At 67.6% G+C, this 18,978-nt stretch carries 27 protein-coding genes and 1 tRNA gene; 17 read left to right on the top strand and 11 right to left on the bottom strand.

Annotated elements, in window-relative coordinates; all coding sequences use genetic code 11:
* The first annotated feature begins 85 nt into the window (after nucleotides 1-85).
* Complete coding sequence (locus BM360_RS03535) at nucleotides 86-652, top strand: recombinase family protein (RefSeq protein ID WP_093310789.1); 567 nt, start codon at nucleotides 86-88, stop codon at nucleotides 650-652.
* A gap of 652 nt (nucleotides 653-1,304) precedes the next feature.
* Here BM360_RS03535 and BM360_RS03525 read toward each other — a convergent pair.
* Complete coding sequence (locus tag BM360_RS03525) at nucleotides 1,305-2,732, bottom strand: RNA-dependent RNA polymerase family protein (protein WP_131819171.1); 1,428 nt, start codon at nucleotides 2,730-2,732, stop codon at nucleotides 1,305-1,307.
* Nucleotides 2,733-2,740: 8 nt separating this feature from the next.
* Nucleotides 2,741-2,971, bottom strand: a complete 231-nt coding sequence (locus BM360_RS03520) for a helix-turn-helix domain-containing protein (protein ID WP_093310782.1) — start codon at nucleotides 2,969-2,971, stop codon at nucleotides 2,741-2,743.
* A gap of 119 nt (nucleotides 2,972-3,090) precedes the next feature.
* On the opposite strand from BM360_RS03520, the gene BM360_RS03515 reads away from it, so the two are divergent.
* Nucleotides 3,091-3,555 carry a hypothetical protein gene (locus tag BM360_RS03515; RefSeq protein ID WP_093310779.1) on the top strand — a complete coding sequence of 155 codons (465 nt, stop codon included), beginning with the start codon at nucleotides 3,091-3,093 and terminating at the stop codon, nucleotides 3,553-3,555.
* Between the two features lie 516 nt (nucleotides 3,556-4,071).
* Here BM360_RS03515 and BM360_RS03510 read toward each other — a convergent pair.
* The gene (locus tag BM360_RS03510; RefSeq protein ID WP_131819170.1) at nucleotides 4,072-4,626 is read right to left on the bottom strand and encodes an HNH endonuclease signature motif containing protein; all 555 of its coding nucleotides are present in this window, start codon (nucleotides 4,624-4,626) and stop codon (nucleotides 4,072-4,074) included.
* Between the two features lie 252 nt (nucleotides 4,627-4,878).
* A tRNA-Ser gene (locus BM360_RS03505) sits at nucleotides 4,879-4,969 on the bottom strand.
* A gap of 71 nt (nucleotides 4,970-5,040) precedes the next feature.
* On the opposite strand from BM360_RS03505, the gene BM360_RS03500 reads away from it, so the two are divergent.
* Complete coding sequence (locus tag BM360_RS03500; RefSeq protein WP_093310774.1) at nucleotides 5,041-5,946, top strand: peptidylprolyl isomerase; 906 nt, start codon at nucleotides 5,041-5,043, stop codon at nucleotides 5,944-5,946.
* A 12-nt stretch (nucleotides 5,947-5,958) separates the two neighbouring features.
* On the opposite strand, the gene BM360_RS19845 is transcribed toward BM360_RS03500, so the two are convergent.
* A complete protein-coding gene (locus tag BM360_RS19845) occupies nucleotides 5,959-6,594 on the bottom strand; it encodes a hypothetical protein (protein WP_242653300.1) in 636 nt (211 codons plus the stop codon).
* Nucleotides 6,595-6,725: 131 nt separating this feature from the next.
* Between BM360_RS19845 and BM360_RS03490 the strand changes: the two genes are divergently transcribed.
* Genes BM360_RS03490 through BM360_RS03455 form a run of 8 tightly spaced genes read left to right on the top strand, consistent with a single transcriptional unit; the run spans nucleotide 6,726 to nucleotide 11,516 of the window.
* Nucleotides 6,726-7,121, top strand: a complete 396-nt coding sequence (locus BM360_RS03490) for an MAPEG family protein (protein WP_093310771.1) — start codon at nucleotides 6,726-6,728, stop codon at nucleotides 7,119-7,121.
* Between the two features lie 40 nt (nucleotides 7,122-7,161).
* On the top strand, nucleotides 7,162-7,839 hold the full coding sequence (locus tag BM360_RS03485) for a hypothetical protein (RefSeq protein WP_093310768.1): 678 nt from the start codon (nucleotides 7,162-7,164) through the stop codon (nucleotides 7,837-7,839).
* Between the two features lie 55 nt (nucleotides 7,840-7,894).
* Nucleotides 7,895-8,263, top strand: coding sequence for a fluoride efflux transporter FluC (locus BM360_RS03480; protein WP_165611190.1), 369 nt, complete (start codon nucleotides 7,895-7,897; stop codon nucleotides 8,261-8,263).
* The gene (locus tag BM360_RS03475; RefSeq protein WP_093310763.1) at nucleotides 8,260-9,345 is read left to right on the top strand and encodes an RluA family pseudouridine synthase; all 1,086 of its coding nucleotides are present in this window, start codon (nucleotides 8,260-8,262) and stop codon (nucleotides 9,343-9,345) included. Before BM360_RS03480 ends, BM360_RS03475 begins: the two co-directional genes overlap by 4 nt.
* A complete protein-coding gene (locus tag BM360_RS03470) occupies nucleotides 9,342-9,944 on the top strand; it encodes an FMN-binding negative transcriptional regulator (protein ID WP_131819169.1) in 603 nt (200 codons plus the stop codon). Before BM360_RS03475 ends, BM360_RS03470 begins: the two co-directional genes overlap by 4 nt.
* On the top strand, nucleotides 9,941-10,606 hold the full coding sequence (locus BM360_RS03465; protein WP_093310758.1) for an HAD-IA family hydrolase: 666 nt from the start codon (nucleotides 9,941-9,943) through the stop codon (nucleotides 10,604-10,606). Before BM360_RS03470 ends, BM360_RS03465 begins: the two co-directional genes overlap by 4 nt.
* On the top strand, nucleotides 10,603-10,836 hold the full coding sequence (locus BM360_RS03460; RefSeq protein ID WP_093310756.1) for a hypothetical protein: 234 nt from the start codon (nucleotides 10,603-10,605) through the stop codon (nucleotides 10,834-10,836). The genes BM360_RS03465 and BM360_RS03460 overlap by 4 nt, the downstream gene beginning before the upstream one ends.
* The gene (locus BM360_RS03455; RefSeq protein WP_093313694.1) at nucleotides 10,833-11,516 is read left to right on the top strand and encodes an ATP12 family chaperone protein; all 684 of its coding nucleotides are present in this window, start codon (nucleotides 10,833-10,835) and stop codon (nucleotides 11,514-11,516) included. The genes BM360_RS03460 and BM360_RS03455 overlap by 4 nt, the downstream gene beginning before the upstream one ends.
* Here BM360_RS03455 and BM360_RS03450 read toward each other — a convergent pair.
* Complete coding sequence (locus BM360_RS03450) at nucleotides 11,499-12,086, bottom strand: hypothetical protein (protein ID WP_093310753.1); 588 nt, start codon at nucleotides 12,084-12,086, stop codon at nucleotides 11,499-11,501. The two genes, BM360_RS03455 and BM360_RS03450, sit on opposite strands and share 18 nt — an antisense overlap.
* A gap of 61 nt (nucleotides 12,087-12,147) precedes the next feature.
* Complete coding sequence (gene gmk, locus BM360_RS03445; protein ID WP_093310752.1) at nucleotides 12,148-12,828, bottom strand: guanylate kinase; 681 nt, start codon at nucleotides 12,826-12,828, stop codon at nucleotides 12,148-12,150.
* A 45-nt stretch (nucleotides 12,829-12,873) separates the two neighbouring features.
* On the opposite strand from gmk, the gene BM360_RS03440 reads away from it, so the two are divergent.
* On the top strand, nucleotides 12,874-13,407 hold the full coding sequence (locus tag BM360_RS03440; RefSeq protein WP_093310749.1) for a DUF1697 domain-containing protein: 534 nt from the start codon (nucleotides 12,874-12,876) through the stop codon (nucleotides 13,405-13,407).
* Nucleotides 13,408-13,459: 52 nt separating this feature from the next.
* Here BM360_RS03440 and BM360_RS03435 read toward each other — a convergent pair whose 3' ends face one another.
* From BM360_RS03435 to BM360_RS03420, 4 genes are read right to left on the bottom strand one after another with little or no spacing between them, the layout of a single operon-like run.
* Nucleotides 13,460-13,678: a hypothetical protein gene (locus BM360_RS03435; protein ID WP_093310747.1), complete on the bottom strand. Its 219-nt coding sequence runs from the start codon at nucleotides 13,676-13,678 to the stop codon at nucleotides 13,460-13,462.
* Entirely contained in the window at nucleotides 13,675-13,893 is a 219-nt protein-coding gene (locus BM360_RS03430; RefSeq protein WP_093310744.1) for a hypothetical protein, read from the bottom strand. Before BM360_RS03430 ends, BM360_RS03435 begins: the two co-directional genes overlap by 4 nt.
* 60 nt (nucleotides 13,894-13,953) lie before the next feature.
* Nucleotides 13,954-15,345, bottom strand: a complete 1,392-nt coding sequence (gene fumC / locus BM360_RS03425) for a class II fumarate hydratase (protein WP_093310741.1) — start codon at nucleotides 15,343-15,345, stop codon at nucleotides 13,954-13,956.
* 48 nt (nucleotides 15,346-15,393) lie between these two features.
* On the bottom strand, nucleotides 15,394-15,879 hold the full coding sequence (locus BM360_RS03420; RefSeq protein ID WP_093310739.1) for an SspB family protein: 486 nt from the start codon (nucleotides 15,877-15,879) through the stop codon (nucleotides 15,394-15,396).
* A gap of 79 nt (nucleotides 15,880-15,958) precedes the next feature.
* Here BM360_RS03420 and hisB point away from each other — a divergent pair, with 79 nt between their 5' ends.
* The 5 genes from hisB to BM360_RS03395 are packed head-to-tail and all read left to right on the top strand — an operon-like array spanning nucleotide 15,959 to nucleotide 18,962.
* Nucleotides 15,959-16,555: an imidazoleglycerol-phosphate dehydratase HisB gene (hisB, locus tag BM360_RS03415; RefSeq protein WP_093313690.1), complete on the top strand. Its 597-nt coding sequence runs from the start codon at nucleotides 15,959-15,961 to the stop codon at nucleotides 16,553-16,555.
* On the top strand, nucleotides 16,548-17,165 hold the full coding sequence (gene hisH / locus BM360_RS03410; RefSeq protein WP_242653299.1) for an imidazole glycerol phosphate synthase subunit HisH: 618 nt from the start codon (nucleotides 16,548-16,550) through the stop codon (nucleotides 17,163-17,165). Before hisB ends, hisH begins: the two co-directional genes overlap by 8 nt.
* Nucleotides 17,162-17,893 (top strand): 1-(5-phosphoribosyl)-5-[(5-phosphoribosylamino)methylideneamino]imidazole-4-carboxamide isomerase, encoded by a 732-nt coding sequence (gene hisA / locus BM360_RS03405; RefSeq protein WP_093313692.1) that lies wholly within the window; start codon nucleotides 17,162-17,164, stop codon nucleotides 17,891-17,893. The genes hisH and hisA overlap by 4 nt, the downstream gene beginning before the upstream one ends.
* On the top strand, nucleotides 17,890-18,651 hold the full coding sequence (hisF, locus tag BM360_RS03400; protein WP_093310734.1) for an imidazole glycerol phosphate synthase subunit HisF: 762 nt from the start codon (nucleotides 17,890-17,892) through the stop codon (nucleotides 18,649-18,651). The genes hisA and hisF overlap by 4 nt, the downstream gene beginning before the upstream one ends.
* Nucleotides 18,648-18,962 (top strand): phosphoribosyl-ATP diphosphatase, encoded by a 315-nt coding sequence (locus tag BM360_RS03395; protein ID WP_093310732.1) that lies wholly within the window; start codon nucleotides 18,648-18,650, stop codon nucleotides 18,960-18,962. Before hisF ends, BM360_RS03395 begins: the two co-directional genes overlap by 4 nt.
* The last annotated feature ends 16 nt before the right edge of the window (nucleotides 18,963-18,978 follow it).

The following is an 18,978-nucleotide window of genomic DNA, read 5'->3' as shown; positions in this document are numbered from 1 at the left end:
CACGATGGCCCGCGTCGTTCTCACTCCGTTCTGGACGTCGATCACCGCTCGGCTAGGCTGCCGGGAACGGATGGAGTAAGGCTCGATGCAGATCGGCTATGTCAGGACGAGCACGGCGGAACAGGTCGCCGGTTTCGAGGCGCAGGAGGCGAAGCTTCTTGCAACGGGTTGCAACCGCCTGTTCGCAGAGCGAGTGTCATCCGTTGCCGTCCGCGAAGAACTCGACGCTGCGCTCGATTTCGTTCGTGAGGGTGACACGCTGGTGGTCACCCGGTTGGATCGGCTTGCCCGGTCCACGACAGACCTGCTCGGCATCGTCGCCCTGCTAGAGCGAAAGGGCGTATCGTTGCGGGTTCTCGACTTCGGCGGGTCCGAGGTGGACACGAAGTCTCCGACCGGCCGAATGCTTCTGACTATGTTCGGTGCCGTCGCAGAGTGGGAGCGCACCACCATGCTGGAGAGGCAACGTGCTGGCATCGCCAAGGCGAAGGCGGATGGTCGCTATCGTGGCCGCGCACCTACTGCGCGCGCCAAGCTGGCGCAAATGCGCGATCTGCGGGCCGCTGGGCTTGGAGCGTCGGAAATAGCCGCGAAGCTGAACGTCGGACGGGCATCCGTGTATCGGCTGCTTGCAGAAGATGCATCTGCATGAACGCGGTGACAAACTTGTTTTCCGATCCAACCGCCATGCTCGACAACCTCCACGCCGTAGCCTTGGAAGGTTTGTCCACGATGCCTTCGCCGGACGCTACCGCCGCGTTTGTCGCCCGGATCGACATTAGGGCTTGCGAACTGCGTTGGAAGGTCGCCGACATACAGGCTTCGCTGGATGGGTAGTGAGACGGCTACTCCGGCGGTTGTGATGCCGCCAGATGTTGCGTTGGAACTGCGCGTATCCCACGAGATTGCTGCGGGAGCACAGTTGCCACGTTGGGGGTGGGCAATCCCCGGTCCATATAATGGGGCAACCGGATATGAGCGGGTTGCGGCGTGGCAACGAGTGCGTCTCGCGGAGGTGCGAGGCTGGCTTGTCCGGCCTTCATCGTGCACGATCTGCAATCGCGGGCAGCGGCTGCACCTCCACGCTGAGATTTACTTCCGTCCCATGAAGGTGCGAGCTGTTTGCCAGGGATGTCATTTCTGCCTGCATCGTCGCTTCCGACATCCGGCGCGATGGAGGGAGCTGCTCGCCGTCGCGGGGGCCTCTGCCGATTGGGCGCGGGAGATCAGCATGATCGAGTTATCCCGCGCCGACGCTATGCGCATTGCAATAGAATACAGGTCGTAGCCGCTCGGGTCGGTGGCTACGCTGCGACTGATGTGCCAGCTAAGGCGGCAGCGATCCAACGTCGCAGTTCCTCCACCAGCGCTCTGCGCCTGTTGTCTGACGCGTTGCCGCCATCCGGCAGGAGTTCCCACCAGTCGCGGTCTTGGCCGGTTGCCAGCCATGCAACGATCACCGCATGGACCGCGGCGGTGCGGTTAGATGCGTTACCGTCGTTGTAGAAGCGACGTGCCGCGAGTTCGGCAAGATAGATGGCTTCCTGCGCATCGCCTTCGGGCCAGTCTCCGTATGATCGCCGCCAGTGGCGGACCCGCTGTTCCGCCGCCGCGATCTGCTCGGCGGTCAAGTGTTGTTCGCTATCGCCGAGTTGGTATCGCGCCCGTTGCTCCGCGCCCGGCCTCCATTCCAATCCATGTCCGGTGGCCACCCCTTCCTGCCGCAAAAACTCGAACGGTTGGGTGAGATCGTACCCGAACGACGCGCCCTCCCTAAGCCCCAGCGAGCCGACGTCGGACCATGAGGTCACGCTTTCCCTGATGCGGTCTATGCGCGCTAACACCTCGCCGTGTGAGCGTCCCATGACGAACAGATTGTCGGCATAGGTGATCGTCTCCGTCTCACCGGCTCGCGCCAGCAACTCGGCCACGATCTTTTCACCCACGATGGGAGACGTAGCGGAACCCAGAGAAAGCCCCGTCAACACGCTGGGGGTAGGGGCAGGCATGGTGCCAATCACGGCGTAGGGACTAGGATCATCACGCATTGCGACGTCCCAGACCACGTGCTCGACGACAGGCGTCGGCAACGGCCGCAGGAGATCGGCCAACGCGGGGTGCCGCACGCTGTCGTAGAAGCGAACGATGTCGACCTCCACGCCGTGAGTGAAGCCACCGTCGCGATAGGCCGCCGCGATGGCCATCCTGGCCACCGGCATCCCCCCGTTGAACAGCGTCTGCGCTCGCCGGGGAGGATGTATCTGCCGCAGGATGTCAGCCACCAGCTTCTGGTGCATCCGGCGGCGTGGTCCGAAATCGTGGACCCAACGTCTGCCATTGCCCTTGTAAACCAGCCGCAGGGCAAATGGCTCGTGACGAACGGGCGCAAAGGCGTTGAAATTGGTTGCCAGCTCCATGACGGTCTCGGGAGTGGCGTTTTTCAGCCGCCGGGATTGGCGAAGGGCGTGGTAGGCGTAGAGCCGGTGTAGCTTGCGGTCGCGGAGCAGCTTGCGAACGTGATCGCGCTGCTCGCTCCGCGGAAGAATACCAAGCCGGGCAAGCTGACGGGTGCGGTGCTCCGCATCCGAAGCGAGGCGCTGGAGAAAGTCAGGGTTCGCTGCTCGAAACCGCTCGAAAGCGGTGAGATGCTGTGGGTGGGCAGCAGGGTGCTCGGTGCGGCCTGAGGTCCGGTGCAACGGCCAAGGTACCACTTGGGAGCGGATGATTGCCACGCTGACCTTCAAGCCTGGTCTGGCGGGCTGTTGTCGTCAGCGAACAGCGCACCCGGTTGCACGCCGAGGGCCAGCGCCAGTTGCTCGACGACGATGATCGTCGGTGCGCGCTTACCCCGCTCAATTCCACTCATGTACGTTCTGTGGATCGACGCCCTATCTGCAAACTCGTCCTGCGACAGTCCGGTCGCCTTGCGCAACGCCTTCACGTTCCTCCCGAAGCGCAGCCGAATGTCCATCGGTGAGCTTCGATCATAATGTCGCTCTTGGGACGACAGCTCATGGTCTACATCGGTGTTGGACCGGCCTTGCTGACCATGTAGACCATGGAATGCATTTGGACGCATTTGGGGGACGCATGAAGAAGTGGCTCATCGCCGTTGCTGCCGTATCAGCTTCGGTTCCGGCACAGGCGCACTGGCAGTTTACGAAATGGGGGATGACCCCCACCCAGGTCATTACCGTCAGCAACGGCATGGCGCGGAAGGGAGAAGGTGACGCCTCGGCGCAAGGGGACGCCACGCGGGAGGTGGTCGGCGACTACGCGGCAGGTAGTTTCAAGTTCGCGGTCAGCTACTGGTTCGATGGCACCGGTCTCACCCGCGTCACCATGTCCCAACACGATGATGCTGCGTGCCGTGAGTTACAGCGTGATCTGACGGCAAAGTATGACGAACCCGTCGAGTACGAGGGCGGATCGGTCCAGCGAAGAATGTGGGCCGACAAGCCCAGTGGCAATCGCGTCGTCCTGATTTCATCTAATCTGGCGTTCTGCGAGCTGCAATATGCTCCCTTGGTGTCGCGGGCTGGGGCGGGCCTGTAACATGGCTTTGATATTGCTCGCCGTCGCCTTGCTGGCACAATCGCCCTCTAAGTACGACGCTCCTCCAATTGATCCGGCTACAGAGGGCTTGCTGGCGATCATGCACGGGCAGCCGTTTTGGGAAGGGGCGTCCGAGAAGAGCCCAGATGATCTTACCCTGTGCGTCGTCAGTGCGCTTTGGCACCATGACGTGAATGCCAGCGCATTTGCGGCCGGACGCTCAGTGTATGTCAAAACGCAGTTCACGCTCGCAAGGTTATCGCCGAGCGCTAGGGGAGGCACAGAGGTCGCCTTATGGGGCGGCGGTGGTAGCAAAGGGGGCATTGTGCCACGCGTTCGGGGCTGCCTGTGAAGAGGGCGACGAGTTTCGAGCACCACTTTTCCCGTGAGCATCCGTAGATGAGCGCGGGTGGGGACGTCATCTGCTCGTCGTGGCTGGTAGGCGAAGGTGTGAATATCGTAGTAGTTAAGAGATAGGTACTTGTCCTAAATAACTGTTCCCAAAGGACCTTCCGGTTACTTTGAGGCATTTCTAATACGGGCTGCGATCGCGTCTCCTTCGGTGAGAAGGTCAAGCACTTGTAGGCGGATTGCCTCAATCCGCTGATGATCCGGTGTGTCCGTCTCGGTGAATTCGGGATACCCATACAGATCAATGAACGCAGCTATCGCGCTTTCCCGCTCGGCTCGAAGATCGTCCGCCATCGGTAGGGAGCGAAGATGCGCATCCCACGCCTTGCTCCCCTTTTTGGAATTGCACGGCTTGCAACAGGGAAGCAGGTTGCCGAGCCGATGCCCATACCCGCTGAACCGGCTGTTTCGCACCGTCGCGTGAATGTGATCCCACGTTTCGGCGGGCTCGCCGCAGTAGGCGCAGTCGAGATCGCGACCGGGATCCATTCCCAACACCAACATGGCCCTAGCGACAGTCACTTCGTCGTAGGTATCGAATGGGGCGACGGCTGCGGCGAATGCATGGTTGATCGTGGTTCGCCGCCTCGCGAGCATCACGTAGGGACGCAGGTGGCTGGCTATGCTCTTTATCCGCATGGGTGAGGCATAAGCACGCATGCCCTCTCACGCCAGTCCGCCTGCTGGGCGCTCTCGTGCTACAAAAATAGCTACAAAGAGAGTGTCACGGTTACATCTAAGATGTTGATCTAGTTATTTCTTATGCCGGATGTTGAGTGTCCCACCCTCTCCGCCAGCCCTAAATTGTATCGCTGAGAGCGCGCCCCGGCGCGGCGCACGCCGTTCCTCTGAAGCTGGCTGGAAATCTGAGTTTGCCGCTCGTCAGCGGGCTATCGGCAGCACGGGCGTAAGTGGCGGAGCGGGAGGGATTCGAACCCTCGATACGGTTTTGCCGTATACTCACTTTCCAGGCGAGCGCCTTCGACCACTCGGCCACCGCTCCGCATATCGCTGGAAGCGCGATCCCCTAGAAGAGCCGCGCGGCTTCCGCAAGGCGTCGTGACATGGCAGACGATGCGCATGAACAGCGTCGCTCTCCCGCTCGCCGCATTGCTGGCTTTCCAGGCCGCCGCCCAGCCCGCGGCTGCTCCCGCGCCGGCGCGCAGCTCCGCCGAGATCGTGGCGGCGGCGCCTGCATCCGCCTGGGCGCGGGTGCCTGACGATGCGTTGCTGGTCATGGATCTCGCAAATGGGGCGACCGTGCTGATCGCGCTGGCGCCCGACTTCGCGCCAGCCCACGTCCGCAACATCCGCGCGCTCGCCATGGCGCGGTGGTGGGATGGCACGAGCATCAACCGCGTGCAGGACAATTATGTCGTGCAGTGGGGCGATGCGACCGAGAAGAAGCCGCTGCCACCCACGCTCAAGCTACCCGTCGCGATGGCCTATGAGCGGCCTCTGGCCGGGCTCGACTTCAGGCCGATGCCTTACCGCGATGTCTTTGCCCGGCAGGTCGGCCATGTCGGCACCTGGCCGGTTGCCGTAGAGGGTGGCGCGGCGTGGCTGCCGCATTGCTACGGGATGGTCGGCGTCGGCCGCAACGAGGCGCCCGATACAGGCAGCGGCGCCGAGCTCTACGCGGTGATCGGCCAGGCGCCGCGCCATCTCGACCGCAACATCGCGGTGGTCGGGCGCGTGGTGGAGGGCATGGAGCATCTCGCCGCATTGCCGCGCGGGACCGGCGCGCTGGGCTTCTACGAGCAGCCGGCGCAGCGGATCGGGGTGACCCGGGTGCGGCTTGCAGCCGATCTGCCGGCCAAGGAGCGCCCGGCCGTCGAGATCATGCGTGCGGGCACGCCCGATCTCGACGCCTGGCTGACCACTCGGGCCAATCGCAAGGACAGCTTCTTCATTCGCCCGGCGGGCGCGCTCGACATCTGCAACGCGCTGCCGCCGGCGCGGCGCGTGCCGGCGCGCTAGTCCACCGGTCGCTTACTGCTGCGGCCCGCGCGATCGCCCGCCACCGCCGCCACCGCGGAACATGCGCTGGCCGCCACCGCCGGCGCCGCCGCGAAACCCCCGCTGGCCGTCGCCGCCGCGATAGCCGCGGAAGCTGGGCTGGGCGCCGGCGGGGCGCTGCGCGCGGAAGGCCTCGCGGGCGGCCTGGCGTTGCGCGCGGAACGCCTGGCGATCGGCCTGCCGGTCGGCACGGAATGCCTCGGGCGTCACCGTGCCGGACCGGAGTGCGCGCCGGTCGTCGCGCCGCTCGCGGCGGAAGTCGCCACGGGCTTGGTATCGATCCTGGCGGAAGGCACGGCGGGCGGGGTCGTTGGCGAAGGCCTGGCGCCGGCTCTCCCAGTAACGTCGCTGGCCGTCATTCCAGCGCGAGCGCCGACCACCGCGATCATAGACGTAATAGCCGGTGCCCGGATAATAGAAGCCGTCATACCAGCCATAGCCAAGCCGGCCATAAGCCGGACCATAGCCATAAGCGTAATCGTCATAATAGCCGGGCGCACCATAGCCGACGTTCACGCCGCCATAGCCGTAGCCGTAATCGGTGCAGCCACCCAATGCCGCCGCCGCGGCGGCTAGACCGCCCAGCGCGAGCTTGCGCAACATCAACATGGTGCGAATCTCCTGTCTCTTGCCAAGAGCTTAACGCCACACGCGATGAATGGGTGCTGACCGTCGGCAGCCGGTCGGCTGGACACCGGCGAACGCTTTGCTACGCCTCGGGAAATCAGGGGAGGACAGGCATGCGGATCGAACTCGTTCTGCTCGGATGGGCACTGGTGCTGGCGCTCGTCCACATCTTCGTCGCCGGTCATTTCAAGACGCGGCAATATGGCGCCAAGTGGAACACCGGCGCGCGGGACGAGGTGTTGCCAGCCCCGCAGCCGCTGGTCGGCCGGCTGATGCGCGCGCAGGCCAATTATTATGAGACGCTGCCCATCTTCATCGGCGCGGTGCTCGCCGCGACGGTGGCGAACCGGCTGGACGGGACGACCGCGCTGGGTGCGCATATCTGGTTCTGGGGACGGGTGATCTATCTGCCGCTCTATGCGGCGGGCGTGCCGGTGGTTCGCTCGATCGTGTTCATCATCTCGTTGGTCGGGCTGGTGATGATCCTCTACCGTCTGCTCGCGAGCTGACGAACGCATCCTTAACCATCGCGGCGCTAGGGCAGCATCGATGGCTGCGCCCCATATCTCGCGATCCCTGCTCGCCCTTGCGGTGGCGCTTGCGCTCGGCGGATGCGGTCGCAAGGCCGAGGAAGTCGACGCGCTCGACAGCGAGCTGATCGGCAATGCGGCGAACCAGACCGATCCTGCGCTCACCGCCGCGCTGGAGGACCAGATCATGGTCGATCCGGCGCTTGCCCAGCATGCCAACGATCATGCCCTCCGCAGCCCCGATTCGCTGCCCCAGGCGCCGATCCCGCCTGCCGCGGAACCCGCGGCCGAAGCTGCCTGCAATGAGCGTCCGACGCTCGGCGAGATGGCGGAGCAGCATGGCGGGGAGGGCGCTGCCGGCTGCTATGCGGGCCTTGCCTACAGCCAGGTGTGGGCGAACCGGCTGCCGGCGGGCGTGCCGCTGTTCCGTGATGCCGCGGTGGACGAGGCGGCCGGCAACGATGCACCGGGCTGCGGCACGCGCGTCGTCAGCTATGCCAGCGCGGCGCCTGCGCCGACCCTGGTCGCCTTCTATCTCGCGCGCACCCGGGCGGCGGGCTATGCCGCGGGCCATGTCCGTCGCGGGGGTGACGAGGTGGTGGCCGGGGAGCGGCCGGATGGCGCCGCCGCTTATGTCGCGATCACGCCGCAGCGGGGCGGCAGCGCCGTCAACATCGTGGTGAGCGGCGGCGGCTGACGCCCGCATGCGGGCGTGCTGGCGAATTGGTGCCCGCCTCGCTACATAGCGCAGAATGCCATCCTTATTCCTTGTCATGAGCGGCGGCGCGCTCGGCGCGGGCGCGCGCTATCTCGTCGGCCGGCTGCTCGCGGCCGTGACCGGCACCGGCTTTCCCTGGGGCACGCTGGCGGTGAACCTGTCGGGCGGTCTGCTCATGGGTCTGCTCGTCGGCAGCCTTGCGCGCGGTGATGGCGGGGAGGGCGCGCGCCTGTTTCTCGGCGTCGGCGTGCTCGGCGGCTTCACCACCTTCTCCGCCTTCGCCCTGGATGCGGTGACGCTGTGGCGCGACGCGCCGCTTTCCGCGCTCGGCTACAGCGTCGCATCGGTGGTCGGCACGATCCTGCTGCTGCCGGTCGGCCTGTGGATGGCGCGCAGCGTATGAACGAGGTTCGCACCTTCGTCGTCGCCGAGGAGGATGGCGGCATCCGGCTGGATCGCTGGTTCAAGCGGCATCTGCCTGACATCAGCTTCGCGCTGGTCGCGCGCTGGGCACGTACCGGGCAGCTGCGGCTGGATGGCGCGCGCGTTGCGCCCGGCGATCGGATCGAGGTGGGGCAGGCGATCCGCGTGCCGCCCGATGAGCCGCCGGCCGAGCCCAAGCCCAAGGCCGCGCGCGCGCCCAGGCCGGTCAGCCCGGAGGATGCGGAGCTGGCGCAGAGCATGGTGATCCATCGTGATCGCGCCGCAATCGTGCTGAACAAGCCGCCCGGCCTCGCCACGCAGGGCGGCACCAAGACGGACCGGCACGTCGACGGCCTGCTCGACGCGCTCCGCTTCGAGGCGGAGGGGCGGCCCAAGCTCGTCCACCGGCTCGACAAGGATACGTCGGGCGTGCTGCTGCTCGCGCGGTCCGCCAATGCCGCCGGCCATTTCGCCAAGACCTTTTCCAGCCGCACCGCGCGGAAGGTCTATTGGGCGCTGGTGGTCGGCGTGCCGTCGATCGACGACGGCATGATCGAGCTGCCCATCGCCAAGCAGCCGGGCACCGGCGGCGAGAAGATGTATGTCGACGAGAAGGAGGGCGCCGCCGCGCGCACGCGCTACCGCGTGATCGATCGCGTCGGTAACCGCGCCGCCTGGGTCGAGCTTCAGCCGCATACCGGCCGCACCCACCAGCTGCGCGTCCACATGGCAGCGATCGGGCATCCGATCGTCGGCGACGGTAAATATGGCGGGCAGGAGGCGTTCCTGACGGGTGGCATCAGCCGCAAGATGCATCTCCACGCCCGCCGCCTGCGGGTGGAGCATCCCGAGGGGCACCTGCTCGACGTGACGGCCGAGCCGCCGGCGCATTTCGCGGAGAGCATCGTCACGCTCGGCTTCGATCCGGCTCTGGCCAATCTGCCCATCGACGATGTGAAGGCGCGCGACACGGTGGAGGGGCAGCGCCGCGCGGTCGCCGCTGCCGCCAAGGATCGGCGCAAGGAACGCCGGGGAGAGCGGCGGGGCAGGGGGCGCGGGTGAGCCATCCCGATCCGCGGTTCCGCATGGCCGATGACGATGCCGCGCTCGCGCTGGTCGAGCGTGTCGGCTTCGCGCACCTGTTCGTCGCGACCGCCGACGGCCCGATGGTGGCGCATGTGCCGCTGGCGCGCGCGGGGGCGCGGGCGTTCCGCTTCCATGTCGCGCGCGCCAACCGCATCCACCGCCATCTGGCGGGCGCGCGTGCGCTGGCCAGCGTGGTCGCCGCGGACGGCTATGTGACGCCCAGCTGGTATGCCGACCCGACCGATCAGGTGCCGACGTGGAACTACGTCGCGGTGGAGCTGGAGGGGGTGCTCGCGCCGCTCGACGCTGCTGCGATGCTCGCCCAGATGGATCGGCTCGCCGCGACGCACGAGCCCTTGGCGAGCGACCGGCCGTGGACGCGGTCGAAGCTGGGTGCCGATGCCGAGCGGCGCCTCCTCCGCGCGATCGAGGGCTTCGAGCTGGCTGTCGACGATGTCCGCACGACCGAGAAGCTGAGTCAGAACAAGTCGGCCGTGGACCGCGCAGCGATCCGGGAGGGTGCAATCGCCATGAACCTGCCCGCACTGGCCGCGGCGATGGAGGTGGTCGCTTGAACCGGCTGGCTCTGTTCGACTGCGACGGCACCATGGTGGACAGTGCCGCGACGATCTGTGCGGCGATGGAGCGCGCCTTCGTCGCCCACGCACTCCCCGCGCCGGACCGGGCGGAGACGCGGAGGATCATCGGCCTCAGCCTGGTCGAGGCGGTAGCCCAGCTCGCCCCGGCCCACCCCGATCATGTCGAGCTGGCGGACAGCTACAAGCGCGCCTTCTGGGCACTGCGGCAGGAGGGTCTAGTGGAGGAGCCGTTGTTCGACGGCGTCGCGCATGCCCTCGCGGCGTTGGAGGGCGACGGCTGGCTGCTCGGCGTGGCGACGGGCAAGTCGGATCGCGGGCTCGGCCTGTGCCTGGCCGGGCATGGCATCCGGGAACGCTTCGTCACGCTCCAGACGGCGGATCGCCATCCCTCCAAGCCGCATCCCGCGATGGTGCTGGGAGCGATGGCGGAGGCAGGCGCCGCATCGGAGACGACGGTCATGATCGGCGATACCAGTTACGACATGCAGGCGGCCAAGGCTGCGGGCGCGGCGGCGATCGGCGTCGCCTGGGGCTGCCATCCGGCGGAAGAGCTGCTCGCCGCCGGCGCGGACGCGATCGTCATTGATCCGGCTGAGCTTCCCGCGCTCTGCGCTGCATATGTGAGGGTGACGGCATGACGTTGGAGCAACAGGCGGCGCTGGCCCGGGTGCGCTTCACCATCATCTCGGCGATCAAAGCGTCGGGCGTGTTCATCATGCTGATCGGCTTGTGGATCTGGTATGGCGACGTGCTCGACAAGGGCGGCAATGCGCTGGTCGGCGGGCTGCTGTTCGCGCTCGGCTTCTTCGAGTCGCTCGTGCTGCCCCGCATCCTGATCCGCCGGTGGCGGACGCCGCCGCAGCCATGAAGCGCTTCTGGAAAGCGGCGACCGTCGGAGAGGGCGGCGCCATCCTGCTCGATGGCCGCCCTGTGCGAACGCCGGCACGTGCGCCGCTGGCTGTGCCGTCGGCCCGATTGGCAGAGGCGATCCGCGACGAATGGGACGCGCAAGAGACGGAGGTGGACCCTCGCGCGATGCCGCTCACCGGCCTCGCCAACGCCGCGATCGACCGTGTGGCGCCCGATCCGGCGACCTTCGCGGCCGGGCTTGCCGCTTATGGCGAGAGCGACGTGCTGCTCTACCGTGCCGATACGCCCGCCGGGCTGGTCGCTGCGCAGGCCGAGGCGTGGGATCCGCTGCTCGATTGGGCACGCACCCGCTTCGACGTGCATTTCACGCCGACCACCGGGATCATCCATCGCCCGCAACCCGAAGCGACGATCACCCGCTTGAGCGAGGCGGTCCGCGTCCGGGATCCGTTCGTCCTCGCCGGCCTGTCCCCGCTCGTCACGATTGCGGGCTCGCTCATCGCGGCGCTTGCCGTGGCCGAGCGGGCGGTCAGCGCCGAGACCGCCTTCGATGCAACGCATGTGGACGAGCTCTGGCAGGTCGAGCGCTGGGGCGAGGACAGCCTCGCCGCCGCCGCCCGCGCCGCCCGCCGCGCCGACTTCCTCGCCGCCGCGCGCTTCCTAGACCTGCTCGACTGACGATGCGGCGGCGCGCGGCAGGAAGAAGCGCGCGATCACCAGCCCGGCAGCCGCGAGCCCGAGGAAATCGCCCAGGAAGGTGTAGATGAAATAGCCCGGCCCATAATGGTTGAGGATTGGCTGGCCGAGATCGAGATACAGGCTGATCGCCAGCGCGAACAGCACCGCCACCCGCGCGCGTGACGGGAAGTCCGTCACCCGCGGCGCGATCACGCGGAGTGCCGCGGCGATCAGCACGCCGGTGAACAGCGCCAGGAACAGCCCCGCGACGAGCGAACTGGTGTCGATCACCGGAAAGCCTGACGTGTTGAAGTGGACGGTCGCGATCGGCCCCTGTCCGAACAATACGGTGCCCTGATCGGTCGCCGGATTGGGGATGATGTAGGTGCCCGTGCCCGACGCCGTCAGCGTCTGCGCCAAAGCGGCGCGGAGCGAGGCGCTGCCCGCATCGTCGATGCTGGAATAAGCCAGCGCGGACAGCGGCGTGCCCCAGAAGATGAAGCCGACAAGGTAGAGGACCAGCCCTCCGGCAACCCCGCCGATCAAGCCGCCAATATAGTTCCTCGCCATGGGTCCACCCTGTCCGTTGCGCGGGCATCAACCTGCGGCAAGGGGGGCGCGTTCCGCCGGCTCAGCCGCCCATCAGCTTGCGGGCGAATCCGATCAGGCCGGTCTGGCGGCTACGCTTCAGCCGCTCGGCGCGGAGGATCAACCGCACCTGCGCGAAGCAGCGCTCCACATCGTCGTTGATCAGCACATAGTCATAGCCATCCCAGTGGCTGATCTCGCTCGCCGCGCGCGCCATGCGGCTGGCGACGACCTCCGCCGAATCGGTGCCGCGGCGCGCCAGGCGTCGGCCAAGCTCATCGACGGAGGGCGGCAGGATGAAGACGCGGACGACGTCGCCGCCCGCCTGCTGGAACAGCTGCTGCGCGCCCTGCCAGTCGATGTCGAACAGCACGTCGCGCCCGCTCGCCAGCATCGCGTCCACGGGTGCGCGCGGCGTACCGTAGCGATGATCGAAGACGTGCGCCCATTCGAGGAACGCGCCGTCCGCCGCCATCTGCTTGAACGTCGGCACATCGACGAAATGATAGTCCACCCCGTCCTGCTCGCCCGGCCGCATCGGTCGGGTGGTGGCGGAGACGGACATGGCGATCGACGGATCGGCCTCCAGCAGCTTGCGCGCGATGGTCGATTTGCCCGCCCCGGACGGCGAGGACAGGACGAACAGCAGGCCGCGGCGCTCCAGCTCGGTCGCGTGCGGCTGACGGCGGGGCGGGATGGCGGGCGTGTCGACGGCGGCGGTCATGTCGGCACTTGCGGCGAAGTGCGGGCTGGCGTCAACGTGGGCACGATGGATCGCTTCATTGTCCTGTTCCGCTCGATCAATGCGGGCATCAAGCTGCCGATGGCGGAAGCGCGCGCCTGCCTCGCGGCCGAGGGCTTCGCCAATGTCCGCAGCTACATCGCCAGCGGCAACATCCTCGTCGATGCGGACGGCGACGGAGAGGCGGTGGAGATCCGGGTGGAGCGCGCGGTCGCACGCGACATGGGTGTGACGGTGCAGGCGATCGTGCGCACCGCAGCCTCCTGGTCGGAACTCGCCGCGGCCAATCCGCTGCCGGATGCCGCACGCGATCGGCCGAACCTGCTGCACCTCTGTTTGTCGAAGCGCCCACTGGCGCCCGACACGGCCGCCACGCTCCAGCCCCGCCTTGCATCGCATGAGGCGCTCGCGCAGGCGGGCGGGGGACTGTGGATCGATTATGGCGATGGCGTCGCGCGCAGCCGCCTGACACCGACCGCGCTGGACAAGGCCGCCGGATCGACCGTCACGGCGCGCAACTGGAACACCGTGCTCAAGCTGCTGGCGATGGCGCAAGAATAAGGCCGCGGGGGGCATCCCGCCGCGGCCCTCTTCTCCGGCGGAAAAGCCTGGCTCAGTAGGTCGAGCGGCCCATCTGCCCGGCGCGCTCGGCACGACGGCGATCCATCGCCTTCTTCGCGACATAGCCGCCGCCCAGCACCATTCCGAGCGGGCCCATGCGGCGCAGCAGGCCGACCGCGCCCATGCCCAGCAGCGCACCCTTGACGCCGCCGCGGCCGTCGCGGCGATCGATCTCACGCCCGACAAGCGCTCCCACGATACGGCTGATCATTTGAACTCTCCTTGGTTGAAGGCTCGATCCACGATGAGACCGGTGCCGCGCAGCACGGCCCAGCCGACCGCGTAGGTGAACGCCATCGGCAGCACGACCTTCGCTACGTTGGCGATGATCGCCCCCTTCAGCGCGCCATCCCAGCTTTCATCGTCGTCGCCGCTCATGCTGTCGACGGCGCCGCCGATCAGCGCGCCGATGGTGGTCGCACCCACTGCACTCTCCTCATCACGACATCGCAACGAAAGCGCGGGAAGGCGCGGCTTGTTCCGGACCTAACGGCCCAGCATCGCTTCGGGCCGGACCACGCGGTCGAACGTCGCCTCATCGACGAGGCCGAGGGCCAGGCCCGCCTCCTTCAACGTCAGGCCTTCATGATGCGCATGCTTGGCGATCTTGGCGGCATTGTCATAGCCGATCTCGGGCGCCAGCGCTGTCACCAGCATCAGCGACCGGTCGAGCAGCTGCCCGATCCGCGCCTCGTCCGCCTCCATCCCGTCGACGCAGCGCTCGGCGAAGCTTTCCATGCCGACGCTCAGCAGGTGGATCGAGCGCAGGATATTCGCGCCGATCAGCGGCTTGAACACATTCAGCTCCAAATGCCCCTGTAGCCCGCCGACGGTGATCGCGAGATGGTTGCCGATCACCTGCGCGGCAACCATCGTCAACATCTCGGCCTGCGTCGGATTGACTTTGCCCGGCATGATCGAGCTGCCCGGCTCATTCTCCGGCAGCTTCAGCTCGCCCAGGCCACAGCGCGGGCCGGAGCCGAGCAGGCGAATGTCGTTGGCGATCTTGGTCAGCGCCACCGCCAGCGTGTTGAACCGCCCGGACAGATCGACCAGCGTGTCATGGCTCGCCAGCGCTTCGTACTTGTTCGGCGCGGTCTCGAAGGCGAAACCGGTGATCGCCGCCGCTTCCCGCGCGAAATCCTCCGCAAAGCCCGGCGGAGCATTGAGCCCGGTGCCGACGGCCGTGCCACCCTGCGCCAGCTTCGCCACGCCATGCTCGATCATCGGCGCGATCCGGGTGCGCGCCAGCCGCAGCTGCGCATACCAGCCTGACGCCTCGTCGCCGAGCGTCAGCGGCGTCGCATCCTGCAAGTGGGTGCGCCCGATCTTGACGATGTGCCCCCAGGCCTCTGCCTTCGCCAGCAGCGCGGTCTCGAGCCGCTCGAGCGCGGGCAGCAGCCGGTCGCGCGTGGCCAGTGCCGCGGCGATGTGGAGCGCGGTCGGAAAGCTGTCGTTGGAGGATTGACCGCGATTGACGTCGTCATTGGGATGAACGGGGGACTTGCCGCCGCGCTTGCCCGTCAGGATCTCGTTGGCGCGTCCCGCAATCACCTCATTGGCGTTCATGTTCGATTGCGTGCCGGAGCCGGTCTGCCAGATGACCAGCGGGAACTGGTCGTCATGCCGGCCGGCCGCCACCTCGGCCGCCGCCTGCTCGATTGCGTCCGCCTTCTCAGCCGCCAGCCCATGCCGCCGGTTCACCCGCGCCGCCGCCTGCTTGACGATGGCGAGCGCGTGGACGATGCCGACGGGCATCCGCTCGGTCGCGCCGAACGGGAAATTCTCGATCGATCGCTGCGTCTGCGCGCCCCAGTAAGCGGAGGCGGGAACTTCGATCGGGCCGAAGCTGTCGGTTTCGGTGCGGGTGTCGCTCATGCCGCCGTCAACGGACGGGCGACGGCGGGGTTGCCCGGCCTGACGGGTCTACTTCTTGCGGGTGAAATCCACCGACACGACGTTGGAGCCGTCTTCGATCGGCTCGGCCAGCGGCGCATCGTTCTCCGCCTCGCTATGCTCCGGTGCGTCCGCATCCTCGGCATTGGCGACTTGGAACTGGAGCGCGAAATTGACGGCCGGATCGACGAAGCCGGTGATTGCGGCGAACGGGATGTGCAGCTTCGCCGGCACCTGATTGAACGACAGGCCCACCTCGAACGTCGCCGGCAGCACGCGCAAATCCCAGTAGCGGTTCTGGATGACGATCGTCATCTCGTCGGGGAACCGCTCCAGCAGGTGCTGGGGGATGTTCACGCCCGGCGCGCGCGTCTTGAACGTGATGTAGAAATGATGCTCGCCCGGCAGGCCGCCATTCTTCTCGACCTCGCCGAGGACGCGGCCCACCACCGCGCGCAGCGCGTCCTGCACGATCTCGTCGTACGGAATCAGGCTGTCGGGCGTCGTATCGTTCATCCTCGTCCAAGTGGACGCGACCGCGCGAACGGTCAAGCGCGTTGCGCTCGGGATCAGCGCCGTTATAGCGCGGCCCATCATGCGGAGCGCCAGCGTCAACCGGAAAACCAGCGAAACCGACGTGTCGGTGACGCTCGATCTCGACGGCACGGGAGTTTACTCCGTGTCCACCGGCATCGGCTTTCTCGATCATATGGTGGAGCAGCTGTCGCGCCACTCGCTGATCGACATCGACCTGAAGGTGGCGGGCGATCTCCACATCGATGCGCACCACACGACCGAGGACAGCGCGCTCGCCATCGGCGAGGCGCTGGCCAAGGCGCTGGGCGATCGCCGCGGCATCACCCGCTACGGCACCGCCTACGCGCCGATGGACGAGACGCTGAGTCGCGCCTCCGTCGACATCTCCGGCCGCCCCTATCTCGTCTGGCGCTCGGAGTTCAGCCAGCACCGGCTCGGCGAGATGGACACCGAGATGTTCGAGCATTTCTTCCACTCGCTGGCACAGACCGCGGGCCTCACGCTCCACGTCGAGACGCTCTACGGTCGCAACAACCACCATATCGTCGAGAGCATCTTCAAGGCGGTCGCCCGCGCGCTCCGCCAGGCGGTGGAGATCGACCCGCGCAAGGCGGATGCGATCCCCTCGACCAAGGGGACGCTCGGCGGTGCGTGAGCGGCTGGCGTTGATCGATCTCGGCGCAGGCAATCTCCGCTCGGTCGAGAATGCGCTCCGGGCCGCCGGGGCCGACCAGGTCGAGGTGACGGCCGATCCGGAGGCGGTCCGGTCTGCCGAGCGGATCGTCCTGCCCGGCGTCGGCGCCTTCGCCGCCTGCATGGATGCGCTGCAGGCGATCCCCGGCATGGCCGATGCGCTCGGCGAGCGGGTGGTGCAGGGCGGCGCGCCATTCCTCGGCATCTGCGTCGGCATGCAGATGCTGGCCGATGTCGGCGAGGAATATGGCGAGCATGCCGGCCTCGGCTGGATCGGCGGCACCGTTCGTCCGCTGAAGCCCACCGCCACCGCCAAGGTGCCGCACATGGGCTGGAACGACGTGGCGCCGACGCGCGGCCACGCTCTGCTCCCGCCCGGTGAGGCCTATTTCCTCCACAGTTTTGCCTTCGATGCCCGCGATCCCACCGAGGTGCTCGCGTGGACCGATCATGCCGGTCCCGTCGTCGCCGCAGTCGGCCGCGACAACATCGCCGGCGTTCAATTCCATCCCGAGAAGAGCCAGGCCTACGGCCTCGCCATGCTCGCCCGATTTCTGGAGTGGCGGCCGTGAGCCTGACGATCTTTCCCGCAATCGACCTCAAGGACGGGCAGGTGGTCCGGCTGGCCGAGGGCGACATGGATCGCGCCACCGTCTATGCCGACGATCCCGCCGAACAGGCGCGCCGCTTCGCCGCGGCGGGCGCGGACTGGGTCCATGTCGTCGATCTCGACGGCGCATTCGCCGGTGAGGCGCGCAATGCCGATGCCGTGCGCAGCATCCTCGCGGCCTTCCCGCACAAGGTGCAGCTGGGCGGCGGCATCCGCGACCGCGCCGGCATCGATCGCTGGCTGGAGCTCGGCGTCGAGCGGGTCGTGCTCGGCACCGCCGCGCTGGAAAACCCCGATCTGGTCCGCGAAGCCGCCGCCGCCGCTCCGGGCCGCATCGTCGTCGCGGTGGATGCACGCGGCGGCATGGTCGCGACGCGCGGCTGGGCCGAGGTGTCCGACGTGCCTGCCGCCGATCTGGCGGCCCGCTTCCAGGATGCCGGCGTCGCATCGCTGCTGTTCACCGACGTCGGCCGCGACGGGCTGATGAAGGGGTGCAACATCGACGCCACCATCGCGCTCGCCCGGCGTACGACGATTCCCGTCATTGCCAGCGGCGGCGTCAGCGGCCTCGGCGACATTCTCGAGCTCGCCCGTCACGCCTCCGAGGGCATCGAAGGCGTCATCACCGGCCGCGCCCTCTATGACGGACGCCTCGATCTCGCCGCAGCCCTCAGGATCGGCCGCGCGTGACGGTTCGTACGCGCATCATCCCGTGCCTCGACGTGGCGGGCGGGCGCGTGGTGAAGGGCGTCAACTTCGTCGATCTCGCCGATGCGGGCGATCCGGTCGAGCAGGCACGCCTCTATGACGCCGCCGGCGCGGACGAGCTTTGCTTCCTCGATATCGGCGCCAGCCATGAAGCCCGCGGCACCATTCTCGACGTGGTCGAGCGCACCGCCGCGGTCTGCTTCATGCCTTTGACGGTCGGCGGGGGGGTCCGCTCGGTCGAGGATGCGCGCGCGCTGCTGCTGGCGGGCGCCGACAAGGTCGCGGTGAACAGCGCCGCGGTCGCCCGGCCGGCTCTGGTCGGTGAGATTGCCGAGCGGTTCGGCGCCCAGTGCGTCGTCGGCGCGGTCGATGCGCGCGCGGTGGGCGAGGGGCGCTGGGAGGTCTTCACCCATGGTGGCCGCCGCGCGACGGGGATCGACGCGGTCGAACATGCCATCACGCTCGCGCGCCTCGGCGCGGGCGAACTGCTCGTCACCTCGATGGACCGGGACGGCACGCGCGACGGCTATGATCTCGCGCTCTGCCGGGCCATCGCCGATGCGGTGGACGTGCCTCTGGTGGCGAGCGGCGGCGTCGGCACTCTCGACCATCTCGTCGCCGGTGTGCGCGATGGCCATGCCAGCGCGGTGCTGGCCGCCTCCATCTTCCACTTCGGCCAGCACACGGTCGGAGAAGCGCGTGCGGCGCTGCGCGCCGCCGGCCTTGCGGTGCGCGCATGAGCGGCACGCTGGAGCGGCTGGAGGCCGTGATCGCCTCCCGCAAGGGCGCGGATCCGTCCGCCTCCTATGTCGCCGCGCTGCTGGCCAAGGGCACGGGCAAATGCGCGCAGAAACTGGGCGAGGAGGCGGTCGAAACCGTCATCGCCGCTCTCGCCGAGGATCCTGCCAAGCTCACGTCGGAGGCGGCGGACCTGCTGTTCCACCTGATGGTGCTGCTGGCTGAGCGGGATGTGGCGCTGGCCGACGTGCTGGCCGAGCTGGATCGCCGCGAGGGCGTGTCCGGCCATGTCGAGAAGGCGGCGCGCGGCTGATCCCGGATCGCTGGCG

It is taken from the genome of Sphingomonas jatrophae, assembly GCF_900113315.1.
In the GTDB taxonomy this organism is placed as follows: Bacteria; Pseudomonadota; Alphaproteobacteria; order Sphingomonadales; family Sphingomonadaceae; genus Sphingomonas_P; species Sphingomonas_P jatrophae.
This window is presented reverse-complemented; position numbering and strand designations above follow the sequence as displayed.